This window comes from Hymenobacter lapidiphilus, from assembly GCF_003417065.2.
Lineage (GTDB): Bacteria > Bacteroidota > Bacteroidia > Cytophagales > Hymenobacteraceae > Hymenobacter.
This window is the reverse complement of the sequence record NZ_QVLT01000006.1, coordinates 53,813-71,712: the sequence shown is the minus strand read 5'-3', so window position 1 is coordinate 71,712 and position 17,900 is coordinate 53,813. Positions and strand designations below refer to the sequence as shown.

At 58.5% G+C, this 17,900-nt stretch carries 13 protein-coding genes and 1 pseudogene; 8 read left to right on the top strand and 6 right to left on the bottom strand.

Annotated features, from left to right (window positions below):
- Positions 1 to 55: 55 nt before the first annotated feature.
- From murQ to D0N36_RS19500, 4 genes and pseudogenes are all read right to left on the bottom strand, one after another.
- A complete protein-coding gene (murQ, locus tag D0N36_RS05245) occupies positions 56 to 859 on the bottom strand; it encodes an N-acetylmuramic acid 6-phosphate etherase (RefSeq protein ID WP_116940363.1) in 804 nt (267 codons plus the stop codon).
- Positions 860 to 931: 72 nt separating this feature from the next.
- Positions 932 to 1,219: a cytochrome b5 domain-containing protein gene (locus D0N36_RS05240; RefSeq protein WP_317191434.1), complete on the bottom strand. Its 288-nt coding sequence runs from the start codon at positions 1,217 to 1,219 to the stop codon at positions 932 to 934.
- Positions 1,220 to 1,254: 35 nt separating this feature from the next.
- Positions 1,255 to 1,986: an arginase family protein gene (locus D0N36_RS19505; RefSeq protein ID WP_242478814.1), complete on the bottom strand. Its 732-nt coding sequence runs from the start codon at positions 1,984 to 1,986 to the stop codon at positions 1,255 to 1,257.
- A 31-nt stretch (positions 1,987 to 2,017) separates the two neighbouring features.
- Positions 2,018 to 2,452 (bottom strand): annotated as a pseudogene (locus tag D0N36_RS19500) (arginase family protein); the annotation flags it as partial.
- 196 nt (positions 2,453 to 2,648) lie between these two features.
- Between D0N36_RS19500 and D0N36_RS05230 the strand changes: the two are divergent.
- The 7 genes from D0N36_RS05230 (at position 2,649) to D0N36_RS05200 (ending at position 13,424) form a co-directional block, all read left to right on the top strand.
- Complete coding sequence (locus D0N36_RS05230; protein WP_116940362.1) at positions 2,649 to 4,415, top strand: AMP-dependent synthetase/ligase; 1,767 nt, start codon at positions 2,649 to 2,651, stop codon at positions 4,413 to 4,415.
- Between the two features lie 142 nt (positions 4,416 to 4,557).
- Positions 4,558 to 5,334 carry a carboxypeptidase-like regulatory domain-containing protein gene (locus D0N36_RS05225; protein ID WP_116940361.1) on the top strand — a complete coding sequence of 259 codons (777 nt, stop codon included), beginning with the start codon at positions 4,558 to 4,560 and terminating at the stop codon, positions 5,332 to 5,334.
- A gap of 135 nt (positions 5,335 to 5,469) precedes the next feature.
- Entirely contained in the window at positions 5,470 to 5,952 is a 483-nt protein-coding gene (locus D0N36_RS05220) for a MarR family winged helix-turn-helix transcriptional regulator (RefSeq protein ID WP_116940360.1), read from the top strand.
- Positions 5,953 to 6,122: 170 nt separating this feature from the next.
- A complete protein-coding gene (locus D0N36_RS05215) occupies positions 6,123 to 8,531 on the top strand; it encodes a 3-hydroxyacyl-CoA dehydrogenase/enoyl-CoA hydratase family protein (protein WP_116940359.1) in 2,409 nt (802 codons plus the stop codon).
- Positions 8,532 to 8,610: 79 nt separating this feature from the next.
- Positions 8,611 to 9,789: an acetyl-CoA C-acyltransferase gene (locus D0N36_RS05210; RefSeq protein ID WP_116940358.1), complete on the top strand. Its 1,179-nt coding sequence runs from the start codon at positions 8,611 to 8,613 to the stop codon at positions 9,787 to 9,789.
- Between the two features lie 211 nt (positions 9,790 to 10,000).
- On the top strand, positions 10,001 to 11,788 hold the full coding sequence (locus D0N36_RS05205; RefSeq protein WP_116940357.1) for an acyl-CoA dehydrogenase family protein: 1,788 nt from the start codon (positions 10,001 to 10,003) through the stop codon (positions 11,786 to 11,788).
- Between the two features lie 211 nt (positions 11,789 to 11,999).
- Entirely contained in the window at positions 12,000 to 13,424 is a 1,425-nt protein-coding gene (locus D0N36_RS05200) for a Glu/Leu/Phe/Val family dehydrogenase (protein ID WP_116940356.1), read from the top strand.
- Positions 13,425 to 13,597: 173 nt separating this feature from the next.
- On the opposite strand, the gene D0N36_RS05195 is transcribed toward D0N36_RS05200, so the two are convergent.
- Positions 13,598 to 15,046 (bottom strand): hypothetical protein, encoded by a 1,449-nt coding sequence (locus D0N36_RS05195; protein WP_116940355.1) that lies wholly within the window; start codon positions 15,044 to 15,046, stop codon positions 13,598 to 13,600.
- Positions 15,047 to 15,412: 366 nt separating this feature from the next.
- Here D0N36_RS05195 and D0N36_RS05190 point away from each other — a divergent pair, with 366 nt between their 5' ends.
- Positions 15,413 to 15,646, top strand: a complete 234-nt coding sequence (locus tag D0N36_RS05190) for a hypothetical protein (RefSeq protein ID WP_147320760.1) — start codon at positions 15,413 to 15,415, stop codon at positions 15,644 to 15,646.
- A gap of 67 nt (positions 15,647 to 15,713) precedes the next feature.
- On the opposite strand, the gene recG is transcribed toward D0N36_RS05190, so the two are convergent.
- Positions 15,714 to 17,810, bottom strand: a complete 2,097-nt coding sequence (gene recG / locus D0N36_RS05185) for an ATP-dependent DNA helicase RecG (RefSeq protein WP_116940353.1) — start codon at positions 17,808 to 17,810, stop codon at positions 15,714 to 15,716.
- Positions 17,811 to 17,900 lie beyond the last annotated feature (90 nt).

Here is a 17,900-nt window from a genome sequence, read left to right as displayed (position 1 = left end):
AAAGCGTTTGAAAGAAATGCTAACAGCTTTCAGCTAACCGCTAATAGCTAAAAACTTAATGCCCGCTGTACGCTGCCAGCGCCGCCCGCACCGAGCCATGTAGCTCCAGCAACTCGGCAGCCTTGGATTGCTCCATGCCCAGTTCGTCCATCAGCATTCGTTCGCCGCGGTCCACGAGCTTGGCGTTGCTGAGCTGCATGTCCACCATTTTGTTGCCCTTCACGCGGCCCAGCCGGATGAAGGTGGCCGTGGTGAGCATGTTGAGGGCCAGTTTCTGGCCGGTACCGGCCTTGAGGCGGGTGCTGCCCGTCACGAACTCGGGACCGGTTACCACTTCCACCGGAAACTCGGCCGCCGCCGCCACCGCCGAATCGGCGTTGCACACGATGCAGCCCGTCGCGAGCCCGTGCTGCCGGGCCTGCTCCAGCCCACCAATCACGTAGGGCGTGCGGCCCGAGGCGGCAATGCCTACTACAATGTCCTTGTCGGTAATGTCGTAAGCCTGCAAATCCTGCCAGGCCTGCTGGGCGTCGTCCTCGGCGTTTTCTACTGCCTTGCGGATGGCCGTGTCGCCGCCCGCAATCAGGCCGATAACCACGCCGTGGGGCACGCCGAAGGTGGGCGGGCACTCCGAGGCATCGAGCACACCGAGCCGGCCGCTGGTACCCGCCCCGATATAGAACAGCCGGCCGCCCGCGCCCAACCGCGCCACGGTGGCCTCTACCAGCGCCTCCAGTTGGGGCAGAGCCCGGGCCACGGCCTGGGGTACAGTCTGGTCGAGCTGGTTCATGCCGGCCAGCAGCGCGGCGGTGGGCAGCGTTTCGAGGTGGTTGAATTCGGAGGGGCTTTCGGTCGTCATCGAGCGTGGGAGTAAAGGGTAGCAGTAGGTATACAGATAGGGCGCGGTTCTGTTGCGCAGTAGCCGGCCGGCTTAGGCCAGCCGGCCTATTACCGGAAATCGGTCGAAAACGTTGGGGGTATGGGGGGCTTCAGCCATTTCGGGCGTCAGGTCTTGGCCGGCCCAGTGCTCATAATGGTTGCCGCGCTTCCACAGGCGCGAGCGGCTCACATCATAAATCAGCCCCCGAAAGGCCACCCATATTTCGTCGCGGTCCTGTCCGTTGCGCAGGGCCAGCTGCCCGCGCGTATAAAAGGGCTGCTCCGCCACCGGCCGGCCGTCGCCCGTAATCGGCTCAAAATCGGCTTCCCGGCTTTCCATTTTCAGTTTCTTGCTTTTGATTTTGAACTCCCGGCTTACCCCAGCAGGGCCTGCGTGATAATCCAGCGGTGGGGTACGTCGCCCTGGGCGGCGCGCAGGTAGTCCTGGTAGCTGCAGGGCACAATGCGGCGGGCGTTGCCGGTCAGGTTCACCACTTCCATCCACCAGCGGTCCGTCTGGCGCGACTTGTAGAACACGATGCGGTCGGGGCCGTCTCCGTCCTCATCGGCCGAGTCGTTGTGGTGAGTGTAGCGGGCGGGGCCGTGCAGGCCGGCGGCGTAGCGCACAAAAGTGGGCCCGCGGAAGTCGGTTTCGCGGCGCCGGTAGTAGTAGCCTTCCACAAAATACCAGAGCATGGTGGCCTGTACCATGGCGGCCAGCCCATGCGGGTCGTGGTCGGGGCGGTAGCCGTAAAGGCCGAAGGAAGTGAGCTGGTCGTTGCAGCCGGCGTACCAGGCCAGCTTGGCGGCTTCCTCGTTGGTGAGGCCGAAGGGGTTGGCTGGCTGGTAGCCCGGCGCATCCTGCCAGCGAATGGCCGTCACGTCGAAGCTGACGAAATCGGTCTGGCGCAGCAGCGGCTCGGCCTGCCGGATATCGTCGCGAATCTGGCCCACACGCAGGGTTTCGAAGTGCAGCTTTTCGAGGGCCGCCAGTACGTCGGGAGACCAGGTACTGCTGGTGGGCCAGCTGCGAGAAGTTGAACAGGAAGCTGGGTGCGTGCAGCAGCATCCGGCGCAGGTGCGTGTCTTCGGGGGGGGCACTCCCATCGGGCTCGGCCATATCCACGCGGGCATCCACGGTGGCGAAGCTCACGGCCCGCTCCAAGGTTTCGTAGGCCAGAAACTGGCCGTAGTCGAGGTCGTGGGAGCCGCCCAGCAGTAGTGCCACGGTACCCTGTTCGAGCAGCGCAGCAATAATTTCGCGCAGGCGCTGGTAGGAGTCTTCCAGCGTGAGGCCGGGGCGCAGGTTGCCCAAGTCGGCGAGGCGGCAGGGGCTGGTGCCTTTCTGAAGCTGGTAGAGCTGGTGGCGCACGGCGTTGGCCCCGTGGCCGGCCGGTTCGCCGGCCGCGCTGCCGCGCCACTCATCCAGGCCAATCAGGGCCAGGTCGGCGGTGCGCCAGTCGGGAAAAGTGCCGCCGGTAAAGGCCGAAACGGCGCCGGCCAGCACCGTAGCCGGGGCACCGGCCGGCACAAGTTCTTCGGGCAGCGGATCGAAAAAGATAGCCAGATTCATCGGGCGCGGAAGGGGCGTTGGACAAAGCTACGCAAAAGCCCGCCACGCGCCCTGTGGTTTTTGGACCCGTATAGCTGGGGTTTACAGAAAAAAAGCAGTTATTTAAGGTGCCCTATACTCTGGTCGGGGCCAATGCGCTGCCACTTTGCGCTTGCCTTTCTATCCTTCACTCCCATCCTCGCACAGTTCGTTGCCCATGGAAATCCGCCGCACGTTCGATATTCTGCCCCTACTACAGCAGAAGTACAATAAAGCCGACTGCATGGCCGCCAAAATAGACGGCCGCTACCAACCCATGAGCACCGACGAAGTGGTGCGGCAGGTGAACGAGGCCAGCCTGGGCCTGCGCGCGCTCGGCATCGGCAAAGACGATAAGGTGGCCCTTATTTCGCTAAACCGGCCCGAGTGGATGATTGCCGACTTCGCTATTGCCCAGCTCGGCGCCGTGAGCGTACCCATGTACCCCACCATTACCACCGAAGACTACAAGTTCATCTTCGAGGATGCCGGCGTAAAGGCCGTGCTGGTATCCGACCAGAAGCTGCTCGACAAGGTAACCGAGGCCATCGAGAGCCTGGACATTCCGACCCAGAACATCTTCAGCTTCGATAAGCTCGACGGCGCGCGCTACTTTGGCGAGTTGCTGGAAATGGGCCAGAAGGGCAACCCCGCCGACCTGGAGCCGCTCAAAGCCGCCGTGCAGCCCGACGATCTGCTCACGCTCATCTACACCTCGGGTACTACCGGCAAGCCTAAAGGCGTGATGCTCACCCACAATAACATCCTCAGCAACTGCCGTAACACCCAGCGGTTTGTGCCGGTAACCCAGAACGATAAGGCCTTGAGCTTCCTGCCGCTCTGCCACATCTTCGAGCGCATGGTTACCCACCTCTACCTCATCAACGGCGTAAGCATTTACTACGCCGAGAGCATGGAAACCATTGCCGACAACCTGCGCGAGGTAAAACCCGAAATCTTCACCACCGTGCCCCGTTTGCTCGAAAAGGTGTACGACAAGATTGTGGCCAAGGGCCACGCGCTGGAGGGCGTGAAGAAAAGCATGTTCTTCTGGGCCCTTAACCTGGGCCTCAAGTACGACAACCAGCAGGACCACGGCTTCCTGTACAACACCCAACTGAAGCTGGCCAACAAGCTCATTTTCAATAAGTGGCGTGAGGCGCTGGGCGGCAACCTGCGCTGCATCGTGAGCGGGGGCGGGGCCCTGCAGCCCCGGCTGGCCCGGGTGTTCTGGTCGGCCGGCATCCCCGTGATGGAGGGCTACGGCCTCACCGAAACCTCGCCCGTAATTGCCGTGGGTGGCTACGACCCCAAAGAGAATATGATTGGCACCGTGGGCCCTATTGTGGATAACACGGAAGTCAAGATTGCCGCCGACGGCGAAATTCTCACCAAGTCGGAATCGGTAATGAAGGGCTACTACAACCAGCCCGAGCTAACGGCCAAGGAGTTTGACGCCGACGGCTGGTTCCACACCGGCGACATCGGCGAGATGGTGGATGGCAAGTTTCTCAAAATCACCGACCGCAAAAAGGAGATGTTCAAGACCTCGGGCGGTAAATACATTGCCCCGCAGGTGTTGGAGGGTAAGATGAAAGAGTCGCCGCTCATCGAGCAGTGCATGGTGGTCGGCGACGGACAGAAGTTCGCCGCAGCCCTCGTTATCCCTTCCTTCGACGACCTGAAAGGCTGGTGCAAGCGCAACAACGTATCCTCCGATGGCGGGCCGGCCGAGCTGGTGAAAAACGAGAAGGTGGTGAAGATGTACGAGGACCTCGTGCATAAGTACAATGAGAGCTTTGCCAAGTGGGAGCAGGTGAAGAAAATTGTGCTCCTGCCCGAGCACTGGACCGTGGAGTCGGGCGAGATGACGCCCACCATGAAAGTGAAGCGCAAGGCCATTACCGCCAATAACAAAGACATTATTGAGGGCCTGTACCAATAATAGGCTGCTTTGCGCTGAAAGGAGAGCCAGCGGCAGCCGTTGCTGCTATTGTATTCTGGAGAGCGGATTATGCCCGGAACGTACGTTTCGGGCATAGCTTTTGTCGCACAGCGGAAACCTTATACACATAGCCCTTTAATATATGCGCCCTTTTTTACGACTTCTTCTGTTCGCGGCGGCCGCAACGGCTGGCAACATATTGTCCGGCTGCGGTTCCGAAGCCGACCCGGCTCCGGATTTGCCTGGTACTTTTTCCGGGGTTGTTACCGCATTAGATGAGACGGGCCGCTCCGAATCGGCTGCGGGCATAACGGTTACGTTGGAAGGCGGCCCCGCAGTCCTTACCACTACTACCGATGCTACGGGCGAATTTGAGTTCAAGAACCTACCACTCGGTACCTACGATGCCACCCTCACGCGGACCGATTTAGGCACTTCGCGGGCTATGGCCATCGTGCTCGACGACCAGCGTCCCACGGAGAAGCGCAAACTGGAAATGGGTAAACCGTCTACTGTAAGCATAACCAGCTTCACATTGACTGGTCCTCAGCCTTTCCCGAATACCCTCCCATTTACAGTAGGAGTGTCATACGATATGGCCTTGTATTCCAATGGGTTCAACTGTGTATTTTATATATCGGACAAGGCTAGTGTGAGTAACACGGATTACGTTTTGAACAGCTATGGTTATTCGAGTAATAATTTCGGAGTGCGTAACCAGTTTCAGTCGTCGTTCTCGTTTAGTAGCTTAAAAAGTAGCGGCTTTGTTAGCGGTAGCACCGTGTACACGGTAGCTTACGGGGCCGCTACTATTAATACGCAATATTTCAATGTGCCCGATAATAAGGGTGTTTCCAAAGGGGTTATCACCAACCTGAATCCCGTTCGCTCGTCAGTGCTGTCGTTTGTAATGCCTTAGGCGAAAGGGGATTCAGGGCGGGCCTTGATTTCAACGCGTCCTGCTGTTGATTCCGGGGCTAAACTTTTTTCGGGCAACATAGTATGCAAGCATAACATATTATCCGTATGTTTACCGGACTTGCGATACTCTCCCATGACCCCCGAAGAAACCGTCGATTATAATATTAAGGTTGCCTGGCACGCCATTTCGCGCATGTACAATACGCAGGCGGCCAAGCACGATATTACCACCAGCATCGGTTTCGTGCTGCTCAACATCGATCAGGAAAACGGCACGCCCGCTACCAAAATAGCGCCCCTGCTGGGCCTCGAAACCCGCTCCCTGACCCGCATTCTGCGCTCAATGGAGGATAAGGGCCTCATCTACAAACAGGCCGACGCCCACGATAAACGCTCGGTGCGCATTTTCCTGACTGAGGACGGGTTGCGCAACAAGGAAATCTCGCGCCAGACCGTGCGCCACTTCAACCTGAAGGTGCGCGAGGAAATTCCGCAGAGTGAGCTGGATGTGTTCTTTCGCGTCGTCAACCAGATTACAGGCATGATTGAGGGTAAAACCCTCTACGACAACTTCAAACTCAAGCCCCTGCGCCCTGCCGAATCATCGGCCGCGTAACGGGGCTTGAGGTCTGTATAAGAAAGGTCATGCCAAGCGTAGTCGAAGTATCTCAACCGTTTTGTTATAACAGACAGAATTAGCATTACAGTAGAGATGCTTCGGCAAGCTCAGCATGACGTGCTTTTACGCACGCCTCCACAACTGACTACTAACCACTACCCACCAATATGAATCGTACCATCAAGAAAGTAGCCGTTCTGGGCTCCGGGGTGATGGGCTCGCGCATTGCGTGCCACTTCGCCAACATCGGCGTGCAGGTGCTGCTGCTCGACATTGCGCCGAAGGAGCTGCTACCTGCCGAGGAGGCCAAGGGCCTGAAACTCGACTCGCCGGCGGTGAAGAACCGCCTCGTCAACAGCGCCCTGGAGGCTACGGTGAAGGCCAACCCTTCGCCGCTCTACCGCAAGCAGGACGTGAGCCGCATCAAAACCGGCAACTTCGATGATAACCTCAAGGATATTGCCGGCTGCGACTGGACGATTGAGGTAGTGGTAGAACGGCTCGACATCAAAAAGAGCCTGTTCGAGCGCGTGGAGCAGTTCCGCAAGCCCGGTACTCTGATTACGAGCAACACCTCGGGCATCCCGATTCACCTGATGACCGAAGGCCGCTCGGAGGACTTCAAAAAGCACTTCTGCGGCACCCACTTCTTCAACCCGCCGCGCTACCTGAAGCTGCTCGAAATCATCCCGACTCCGGACACGGACCAGGCGGTAGTGGATTTTCTGATGCACTACGGCGACCTATACCTGGGCAAAACCACCGTGCTGGCCAAGGACACGCCCGCTTTCATCGCCAACCGCGTGGGCGTGTTTGCCATCATGGATGTGATCCAGGTGATGCAGCAGCTCGGTCTTTCGGTGGAGGAAGTCGACAAGCTCACTGGACCGGTTATCGGTCACGCCAAGTCGGCTACCTTCCGCACCTCCGATGTGGTGGGCCTCGATACGCTGATGAACGTGGCCAACGGCCTCGCCCAGAACCTGCCCAACGACGAAGCCAAAGCCGTTTTTGCTCTGCCCGACTATCTGAAGAAGATGGGCGAGAACAAGTGGCTGGGCGACAAAACCGGTCAGGGCTTCTACAAGAAAACCAAGGACGACAAGGGTAAAACCGCCATTCTGGCCCTCGACCTGAATACGCTGGAGTACAAGGCCAGCCAGAAAATCAAGTTTGCCACCCTCGAAAGCACCAAGCCGATTGAGAAGCTGGCCGACCGCTTCAAGGTGCTGGTGGCGGGCAAAGACAAGGCCGGTGACTTCTACCGCAAGACCTTCGCGGGCCTGTTTGCCTACGTGAGCAACCGGATTCCCGAAATCACCGATGCCCTCTACAAGATTGACGATGCCCTGCGCGCCGGTTTCGGCTGGGACATGGGCCCCTTCGAAACCTGGGATGCCCTGGGCGTGCAGAAGGGTCTGGAGCTGGCCAAGGCCGAAGGCAAAACGCTAGCGCCGTGGGTAGAGGAAATGCTGGCCGCCGGCCACGAAACCTTCTATAAGGTGAACGAGGCGGGCGTAAAGCAGTTCTACGACATCGAAAGTAAAACCTATCAGGCCATTCCGGGCGTCGAGAACTTCATCATCCTCGACAACCTGCGGGCCACTGGCAAGGTGCTCTGGAAGAATGCCGGTGCTTCAGTGCTCGACCTTGGCGACGGTATCCTGAATGTGGAGTTCCACAGCAAGATGAACGCGCTGGGTTCTGATGTAATTCAGGGCCTGCTGAAAGGCGTGGAGCTGGCCGAAAAGGACTTCCGCGGCCTCGTAGTGGGTAATGACGCGCCGAACTTTTCGGCGGGCGCCAACCTGGGCCTCGTGTACATGTTCGCCCTCGACCAGGAGTACGACGAGCTGAACCTGATGATTGCCCAGTTCCAGCAGGCCATGATGCGGATGCGCTACAGCAGCATTCCGGTGGTAAGCGCGCCCCACGGCCTGGCCCTGGGTGGCGGCTGCGAACTGAACCTGCACGCCGATAAAGTAGTGGCCGCGGCCGAAACCTACATGGGCCTCGTGGAGTTCGGCGTAGGCCTGATTCCGGCCGGTGGCGGCACCAAGGAAATGACCCTGCGCACCGCCCTCAAATACGAGGAAGGCGAGCCCGAGTACAACCTGCTCCGCAACACGTTCATGACCGTGAGCACAGCCAAGGTTTCGACCTCGGCTGCCGAAGCCTTCGACCTGGGCTTTATGCGCCCTGGCGACGAAGTGGTGGTGAACTCCAACCGCGTAATCGCCCAGGCCAAGGCTGCTGCCATCGAGCTGGCCGATGCCGGCTACACCCAGCCGGTGCAGAAAACCAACATCAAGGTGCACGGCAAAGGGGCGCTGGGCATGTTCATGACCGGCGTACACGCCATGCGCCAAGGCAACTACATCTCCGACCACGACATGAAAATCGCCAACAAGCTGGCCTTTATCATGTGCGGCGGCGACCTGAGTGCGCCCACCGAAGTATCGGAGCAGTACCTGCTGGACCTGGAGCGCGAAGCCTTCCTAAGCCTCACCGGCGAGCGGAAAACGCTGGAGCGGATTCAGAGCATCCTCACCACTGGCAAGCCATTGAGAAACTAGCGCCAGAAACCGGCTTCTTTCCTCGGAATAGGAGAGGAGCCGGCCTGACACTATCTCCCCATCTTCAAGACTCCATCATATGAACGCATATATCGTAGCTGGTTACCGCACGGCCGTGGGCAAAGCCACCCGCGGCGGTTTCCGCTTCACCCGCCCCGACGACCTGGCCGCCGACGTTATCAAGCACCTTGTGGCTTCGGTGCCCGCCCTCGACCCCACCCGCATCGACGATGTGATTGTGGGCAACGCGGTGCCCGAAGCCGAGCAGGGCCTGCAAATGGGCCGTCTGATTTCACTCTTGGCCCTGCCGATGAACGTATCGGGCCTCATTGTGAACCGCTACTGCGGCTCGGGTGTGGAAACCATTGCCATGGCGACTGGCAAAATTGCGGCCGGCATGGCCGACTGCATTGTGGCCGGTGGCACCGAAAGCATGAGCATGGTGCCCACCGTGGGCTGGAAAACGGTTCCGAACTACAACCTGGCCCAGAAGCACCCCGACTATTACCTCGGCATGGGCCTGACCGCCGAAGCGGTAGCCCAGGACTACAAAATCAGCCGCGAAGACCAGGACCAGTTCTCCTACAACTCCCACCAGAAAGCCATCAAGGCTATTCAGGAAGGCAAGTTCAAGGAGCAGATCGTGCCCATCACGGTCAACGAAACCTACCTCGACCAGGCCACCGGCAAGAAGAAAACCCGCTCCTACGTAGTAGATACCGACGAAGGTCCGCGCGCCGATACGTCGTTGGAAGTGCTGGGTAAGCTGCGGCCGGTTTTTGCCGCCAACGGCTCGGTAACGGCCGGCAACTCCTCGCAGACTTCTGACGGTGCGGCCTTCGTTATCGTGATGTCGGAGCGCATGGTGAAGGAGCTGAACCTGGAGCCGATTGCCCGTATGGTGACGTATGCCACCGAGGGCATCGACCCGCGCATCATGGGCATGGGCCCCGTCAAGGCCATTCCAAAAGCCTTGAAACAGGCCGGCATGAAGCTGCAGGACATTGACCTGTTCGAGCTGAATGAGGCCTTCGCTTCCCAGAGCTTGGCTGTAATGCGCGAGCTGGAAATGGACCAGAGCAAGGTGAACGTGAACGGCGGTGCCATTGCCCTCGGCCACCCCCTCGGCTGCTCCGGCGCCAAGCTCAGCATTCAACTGTTCCACGAAATGCGCGCTCGGGGCCAGAAGTACGGCATGGTAACCGCCTGCGTAGGCGGCGGCCAGGGCGTAGCCGGCATCTACGAGCTGCTAAAGTAGCGGCCGCTTATTGTCCTGCGCTCTGCGAAGGATGATAGGTAAATTTGAAAACCTCGGAAGGCATTTCGGGGTTTTCTTTCCACAAAGTACTCGGCAAGCATAACAAATTTTGTTATCTTGCGCTACGAGTAACGGCCCGCCGCCTTACCCTGAGTAGTAGGCAAGCCGAACAGTTTTTCTCTCGATTTCCCACTTCAAATCTCACACTATCATGGAAGTAGCTAACCAGCTTGTAAAAGGCGGCGAGTTTATCATCAAGGAAACCGACGCCCAGGACGTATTTACGCCTGCCGATTTTTCGGAGGAACAGAACATGATGCACCAGACGGCTCTCGACTTCGTGGAGAAGGAGGTGTCGCCGTTGCTCGACCGGCTCGACAACCATGAGGAGGGACTTATGCGCGGGCTGATGGAAAAGGCTGGCGAGCTGGGCCTATTTGGCGTGAGCATTCCTGAGCAGTTCGGCGGCCTCGACATGGACTTCCCTACCTCGCTCCGCGTGACGGAAGGCGTGGGTAGAGGCCACTCGTTTCCGGTGGCTTTCGCGGCCCACACCGGCATTGCCATGCTGCCCATTCTGTACTTCGGCAACGATGAGCAGAAAGCCAAGTACCTGCCCGGCCTTACCAATGGCGAACTGATGGGTGCCTACTGCCTCACCGAGCCCGGCTCGGGCTCTGATGCGCTGGGTGCCAAGACCAAGGCCATGCCCACCGAAGACGGCGAGCATTATGTGCTTAACGGTCAGAAAATGTGGATTACGAACGGCGGTTTCGCCGACGTGTTCATCGTGTTTGCTCAGGTTGACGGCGACAAGTTCACCGGCTTCATCGTGGAGCGCGACACCCCCGGCCTGACCCTCGGCAACGAGGAGCACAAGATGGGCATCAAAGGCTCATCGACCCGTCAGGTGTTCCTGTCCGATGCTAAAGTGCCTAAATCGGCCATATTGGGCGAGATTGGTAAGGGCCACCTGATTGCCTTCAACATTCTCAACATCGGCCGCATCAAGCTGGCTGCGGCCTGCCTAGGCGCTACGAAAGCGTGCTCGACTCAGAGCGTTAAGTACGCCAATGAGCGGGTTCAGTTTAAGATGCCCATCAGCAAGTTCGGCGCTATCAAATTCAAGCTAGCCCAGCAGGCCATCCGCATCTACGCCGTTGAGTCGGCCATTTACCGGGCCGGCATGGACATTGCCCGCATGGAACAGGACCTGCTCAGCCAGGGCCAGAGCCATAATGAAGCCCTGCTGGGTGCCGCCCGCGAGTTTGCCGTGGAGTGCGCCATCTTGAAAGTAGAAGGCTCGGAAGTGCTCGATTACGTAGTGGACGAGGGTGTTCAGATTTTCGGTGGCTACGGCTTCTCGGCTGACTACCCGATGGACCGCAACTACCGCGACTCGCGTATCAACCGCATCTTCGAGGGCACGAACGAAATCAACCGCATGCTGGCCGTTGATATGATTCTGAAGAAGGCCATGAAGGGCGAGTTGGACCTGATGGGTCCGGCCCAGGCCGTGCAGCAGGAACTGATGGCCATTCCGGACATGAATCTGGAAGAGGAAACCGGCTTGTTCGCAACCGAGAAAAAAACTATTGGTAAGCTCAAGAAAGCTATTTTGATGGTAGCTGGCACGGCTGTGCAGAAGTACATGAACTCGCTCGCTAAGGAGCAGGAAGTACTAATGAACATTGCCGATATGGCCATCAAGGTGTACACTGCCGAAAGCACCCTGCTGCGCGTGGAGAAGGAAGCCGCCGCCAAAGGCGAGGACGAGCTTTCGACCCAGATTGATATTGCCCGCGTGTATCTCTACGACACTGTGGACCAGGTGAATAAGGCGGGCAAGGATGCCATCGGCACCATGACCGAGGGCGACGAGCAGCGTTTGCTGGCCATGGGCCTCAAGCGCTTCACCAAGGCCGACCTGTTCAACGCCAAGGAAGCCCGTCGTCGTATTGCCGATAAGCTGATAGCTGCCAACGAGTACGCCTACTAGAGCTACGGACTAGCACGGATTTTTTCGGATTGCACGGATTAAGTGCGTGGCCTTATAATCCCGCTATCTGCTGCAAAAGAGAATTAAGAGAAACAGCCGCTCCCGCACAGGGGGCGGCTGTTTCTTTTGACTAGCTTACGGGACTTGTACAACGTAGCGGCGGCATCTGCCGTTTGCTGAGGTTACTATCCCACCCATTTTTCCCCAGATTATGGCCAATGAGCAAGCGAAGGGCAAGGCCTTCTACGACAGCGTCCTGCAGTTCTACGACCACGCGGCCAGCTTTTCGAAGCTGGCGCCCGGCATCATCGCCCAGATCCGGACTTGTAACAGCATCTACAAAGTTAACTTCCCGGTTGAGGTAGATGGACAGGTGCAGGTGTTTGAGGGCATTCGGGTACAGCACAGCCACCACAAGCTGCCCAGCAAGGGAGGCATTCGGTACAGTATGCACGTAGATGAGGATGAGGTAATGGCCCTGGCCACGCTCATGACGTTTAAGTGCGCCCTCGTTGATGTACCCTTTGGCGGAGCGAAGGGCGGCGTAAAAATCAACCCACGCACGACCTCAGTGCAGACCCTGGAGCGCGTAACGCGCCGCTATGCCAGTGAGCTGATCAAGAAGAACCTGATTGGTCCCGGCATGGACGTGCCCGCACCCGACTACGGCACCAGTGGCCGCGAAATGGCCTGGATTGCCGATACGTACATGACCTTCAAGTATGGCGACACCAATGCCCAGGGCTGCGTTACGGGCAAACCCGTAGGCCAGGGCGGTATCCGCGGCCGGACCGAAGCTACCGGCCTGGGCGTGTTCTTCGGGCTGCGCGAAATGCTGATGGATGAGGTAATGACTGGCAAAGCCGGGCTGATACCAGGCATTGAGGGCAAGAAAATTATCGTGCAGGGCTTGGGAAACGTGGGCTACCACGCCGCCAACTTCTGCCACAAAGCCGGCGCGCTCATCATCGGTATTGCCGAGCGCGAAGGGGGCATCTACAACGAAAAGGGTCTTGATGTGGCCGCTGTGTTTAAGCACCGCGAGGAAACGGGTTCAATCCTGGGGTTCGAAGGGGCCAAGGACTTAGCAGACTCGCTGGAACTACTTGAGTACGAGTGCGACGTGCTGCTGCCCGCGGCCTTGGAAAACCAGATTCATGAGGGCAACGCGGCCAAAATAAAGGCCAAGATTGTGGCCGAGGGCGCCAACGGCCCCACCACCCAGCCAGCCGAGAAAATCTTGCTGGAGCGCGGCATCCTGATTCTGCCTGACCTCTACCTGAACGCCGGTGGCGTTACCGTTTCCTACTTCGAGTGGCTGAAAAACCTGTCGAACGTGCGATTTGGGCGTATGGGCAAGCGGGCCGAGGAAGGTGCGATGCGCCGGCTGGTAGCCACCATTGAGCGCACTACCGGCCGCACGGTTACCGATGCGGAGCGGCAGTCCATCATTCACGGTGCCGACGAAATCGACCTCGTACACTCCGGCCTCGAAGACACCATGATTACCGCCTACCAGTCCATCCGCAAGGTGATGGATGAAGTGCCCGGCATAACCGACATGCGCACGGCTGCTTTCTACACCGCCATCGAGAAAATCGGCGTCAGCTACCAGTCGCTCGGCATCTTCCCGTAACGGTTAGCTGTTAGCTGTTAGCTGTTAGCTGTTAGCTGTTAGCGAAAAGCGCCCCTTCCCACATTTATTGGGAAGGGGCGCTTACGGTTTCGAGAGTGAAGCAAAGCCGTGCTTTACCCGATACCATTTGCAAAATTCATGAAATCCGCAAAAATCCGTGCTAATCCGCGGTTCTATTTGAGTGCGATTTTATTGAGCATCAGAGCCGCCGACTTCTTGCTGGGGCGGCTGACGCCGATGATGGTTTTGGGGTCGAGCCAGGCTGTGAAGTCCTTCACGTAGGCCAGGTTCTGGTCGGCGGCCACATTCAGGCCCAGGCCTTTCGGGGCACTTACTACGCCCGTCGGCACGTTCAGACGGCGCAGGTAGAGGTCCGATTTGCCCTTGAGTGTCTCCCAGGTAAGCAATTGCACTTCTGAGCCAAACACGGCGGCCCGGTAGCCGATGCTGCTGTAGCCGTCGGCGGCGGGAGCCATTTGGTCTTTGGCTACGATACTGCGCCAGCTGGGCGTCAGGAACTCGTTGTAGCCGAACAGGTGCAGCTCGCGGGTGTGGCCGGGCGATGCTTCGCCTCCTTCCTCGTACTTCTTCTCGGCCAGCACTACCACCTGCTTGTCGTCGGTGAGCAGCACGTCAGTCAGGTACACGTCTTCAAGGCGCTTGGCGGGCGCTCCGCCCACGGCCTGGTTCACCTCGGTCAGGTAGTCGGCCGCCAGCGCCACTTCGGGGGCAAACTTCATGTCGCTTTCGCCCGCGAAGTCGAATTTCACCAGCTTAAGGCTGTGGTAGAGGCCAGTAGCCCGCTCGTTGCAGATGGCCGCGGCGTACAGCGTGTTATCGGGTCGCAGCACGAAGCGCGAATCGAAGATGTTCACCACCTTTCCTCCAAACGTACCGCCCACCGATACCGACATCACCTTCACGTCGGGCGAATCGTTGCGGTAGCGGCGCACGCTGAGCTTCTTCATCTGGTCGCCGGCCAGCGTTACAAACTGGGTACCGTCGTTGCCCACATGCACCGTCACGGAAAAAAAGTCGCCTTGGTCGTGGAAGTCGTAGCTGCGGTCTTTTAGTTTCTGGAGCTTCTCGTCGTACACGCTGGCGCTGATGGCCTTGATCTGGTTGCTTTGGGTGAGGTAGCGCCAGGCCACCAGCCGGCTGCCATCGGGTGAGAAGGCCACGCCGGGGCGCCGGTCGCGGGCGTTGGCTTCTACCAGCTTCTGGGCCGGACTCTTGCGGCCATCGGCCAGACCAAGAGTATAGGCCACCAGACCCTGGGTTCCGGCCGTGTTCTGGTAAACCACCACCGTCGCCTGTTCGCTGCTCTGGTTGAAACCGTCCACCACTTCACCTGCACCCAGCGGCAGGGCGGTGCTCCAGCGGCGCTTTAGGTCGGCGTCGTAGCGCTCCACGGCGTACTGGTCAGCACTTTGATGAGCCAAAATAAGGAAGCCGCCATCGGGTAGCGGTAGCGTTTTGCGGCTCACGCGCTGGTTGTAGCGGTCGGTGCGGGTTTCGGGCAGGTAGCTGAAAGCAGCTGATTTCACGCGCTGAGCCGAGGCCGGCTGGTAGGCCAGGGAAGCCAGCGCAAGGCCGGCGACGAACAGAAAAGTAAAACGCACGGGCAGAAAAGGCTTTATGACGCAACGGGTTAAATCCCGCAAATTTGTACTCTTCAAAGGTACCTAACTTTTGGTTGAACAAAAGTCAGGCTGCTATCTGCGCAATTGTCAAGGTATTAGGTAGGTAATGGTCGGGAAAAAGGCTGCTTTTGCGGGCCGAAATGCAACCCGATCGAAAGTCTTTCGTTTGAACGGGCGCTGGTAAAGCAAGCTACCCTGATCGAGGTGGCACTACTACCACGTTTCTAATAATGAGCCAGCCGTATATAGTGAGACTCATTACCGAAAATATGAAAGCGCCGAATTTTGTACCTGTTACGGCGTAGTTCTTGCTGCCTGATTTTTAAGCTTAAGTTCACCTACTATATGAAATCTTTACTCCGCTTTGTTTTGATGATTTCCCTGGTCGTCATCGGGAAGCTTAACACTACCCCTGCCGATTCGCAGCTAGCTTCAAACGACGAACCTCTGTGGATAATTCCGGTGCATAGCGCCACCTTGCAAAGCATGTCGGCTGATACAGAAACGCAGCTATCATCTGAAAGCGGCAAGTTCCGCTCGTGGCGGCTACTCCGCAACGCTTCCGCCAAGAGCGAGTAAACACAGCATGAGTTTTCCCTAACGGCTCTTCAGGAGCCGTTTTTTATGCCCCTGTGGTAGGGTTGCCTCAGCTAATGCGGCTCCAGTTGACGGCCGTGGCGGGCAGGCTCTCGATGTGATGCCGGATGGCCTGGTTGGCGGGTAGGGCCAGATTGGGGTCGGCCTCCAGCAGGGCCTGGGCGGCGGCCCGGCTCTCGCTCAGAATACGGCCGTCCTTGGCTAAGTCAGCAATTAGTAGGTCGAGCACGCCGCTTTGCTGGGTACCCATCAGGTCGCCGGGGCCGCGCAGCTTCAAGTCGATGTCGGCAATTTCGAAGCCGTTGTTGGTGCGCACCATCGTTTCGATGCGGGTACGCGAATCCTTGCTGAGCTTGTAGCCGCTCATCAAAATGCAGTAGCTCTGGTCGGCGCCGCGGCCTACCCGGCCGCGCAGCTGGTGCAGTTGGGAGAGGCCGAACCGCTCGGTGCTTTCAATTACCATTACCGAGGCATTCGGCACGTTTACACCCACCTCAATTACGGTGGTGGCCACCATAATCTGGGTCTGGTTGGCCACGAAGCGCTGCATTTCGGCGTCCTTCTCGCCGGCCGTCATGCGCCCGTGCACGATGCTTATCTGCAGATCCGGGAAGGCCCGGGCGATGCTTTCGTAGCCGTCCATGAGGTCTTTGTAGTCGGCCATGGCCTCGCTTTCCTCAATCAGCGGGTACACGATGTACACCTGCCGGCCGAGCTTCACCTGGTCGCGCAAAAACTGGAATACCTTCAATCGGTTCGAGTCGAATCGGTGCACCGTAACGATGGGTTTACGGCCGGCCGGCAGCTCGTCAATCACGCTCACGTCGAGGTCGCCATAGAGCGTCATGGCCAGCGTGCGCGGGATGGGCGTGGCCGTCATTACTAGCACGTGCGGTATTACGTGGGGGTTTTTCTGCCAGAGTTTGGAGCGCTGGGCCACCCCGAAGCGGTGCTGCTCATCCATGATGGTGAGGCCCAGATTTTTGAACTGCACGGTGTCTTCGAGCAGGGCGTGGGTGCCGGTCAGGATGTGCATTTCGCCCGAGCGCAGCTGCTCGTGTAGCACCCGACGGGCGGCCGTGCGGGTGCTGCCCGTCAACAGACCGATTTTCAGGCCCAGTAAGTCGGCAAATTCCTTGAGGCCGGTGTAGTGCTGGTTAGCCAATATTTCGGTGGGGGCCATCAGGCAACTTTGGGCCCCGTTGTCGGCGGCCATCAGCATGGCAATAAAAGCCACAATAGTTTTGCCCGAGCCCACGTCGCCCTGCAGCAACCGGTTCATTTGCTGGCCGGCGCAAAAATCCTTGTAGATGTCGTGGATAACGCGTTTCTGGGCCCCGGTGAGGTCGAAGGGCAGCACGTTCTTGTAGAAGTGAACCAGCGTGGGCACCTCCTTGAAAATCTGCCCGGCCAGGCTCACTTTGCGCTGGTCGCGTTGGCGCAGCAGCTTCAGCTGAATGTAGAACAGCTCCTCGAACTTGAGCCGGAAGCGGGCCGTCTGCAGTAAATCGGGCGTTTGCGGAAAGTGAATCTGCTGCAGCGCCGTGGCCTTGCTCATCAGCCCATACTGCTCAATGAGGGCCGGCGAAAGAGTTTCCTGTACATGGGGCAGGGCCAGCTTCAGCAGGTCGGCCACCATGCGGGCAATGGCCTTGCTGTCCACCCGGTGGTAGTTCTTGAGCTTCTCCGACGTGTTGTACACCGGCTGCAGGAAGCTCTGGCCGGGCTTCTGCTCGGTCACTTCCTCCAGTTCTGGGTGGGCCATCTGGGGCCGCCCATTGAACACCGTGGGCTTGCCAAACACGATGTACTCCTGGTGGTTTTTGATGATTTTCTCCAGGTAGTTCACGCCCTTGAACCACACAAGCTCCAGCTCGCCGCTGGCGTCGGCTACCTTGGCCACCATGCGCTTCTTATGGCCCTCGCCAATCACCTCCCGGTTCCGCAAAATGCCCTTCACCTGCACGTAAGGCAGGTCTTCGTGCAAATCCACGATGTTGTAGAACTGGGTGCGGTCGAGGTAGCGGAAGGGGTAGCGCTGAATAAGGTCGCCGTAAGTGAACAGCCCCAGCTCCTTTTGCAGCAGCTGCGCCCGTTGCAGGCCCACACCCTTCAGGTATTCAATCTTGGTCTGAAAAAAACTCATTATCGGAGCTGTTAGCTGATAGCTATTAGCTGCTAGCTTTTCACGGTTCGGGTGCTGATTCTTAATGGGACGCTAACAGCTGAAAGCGGC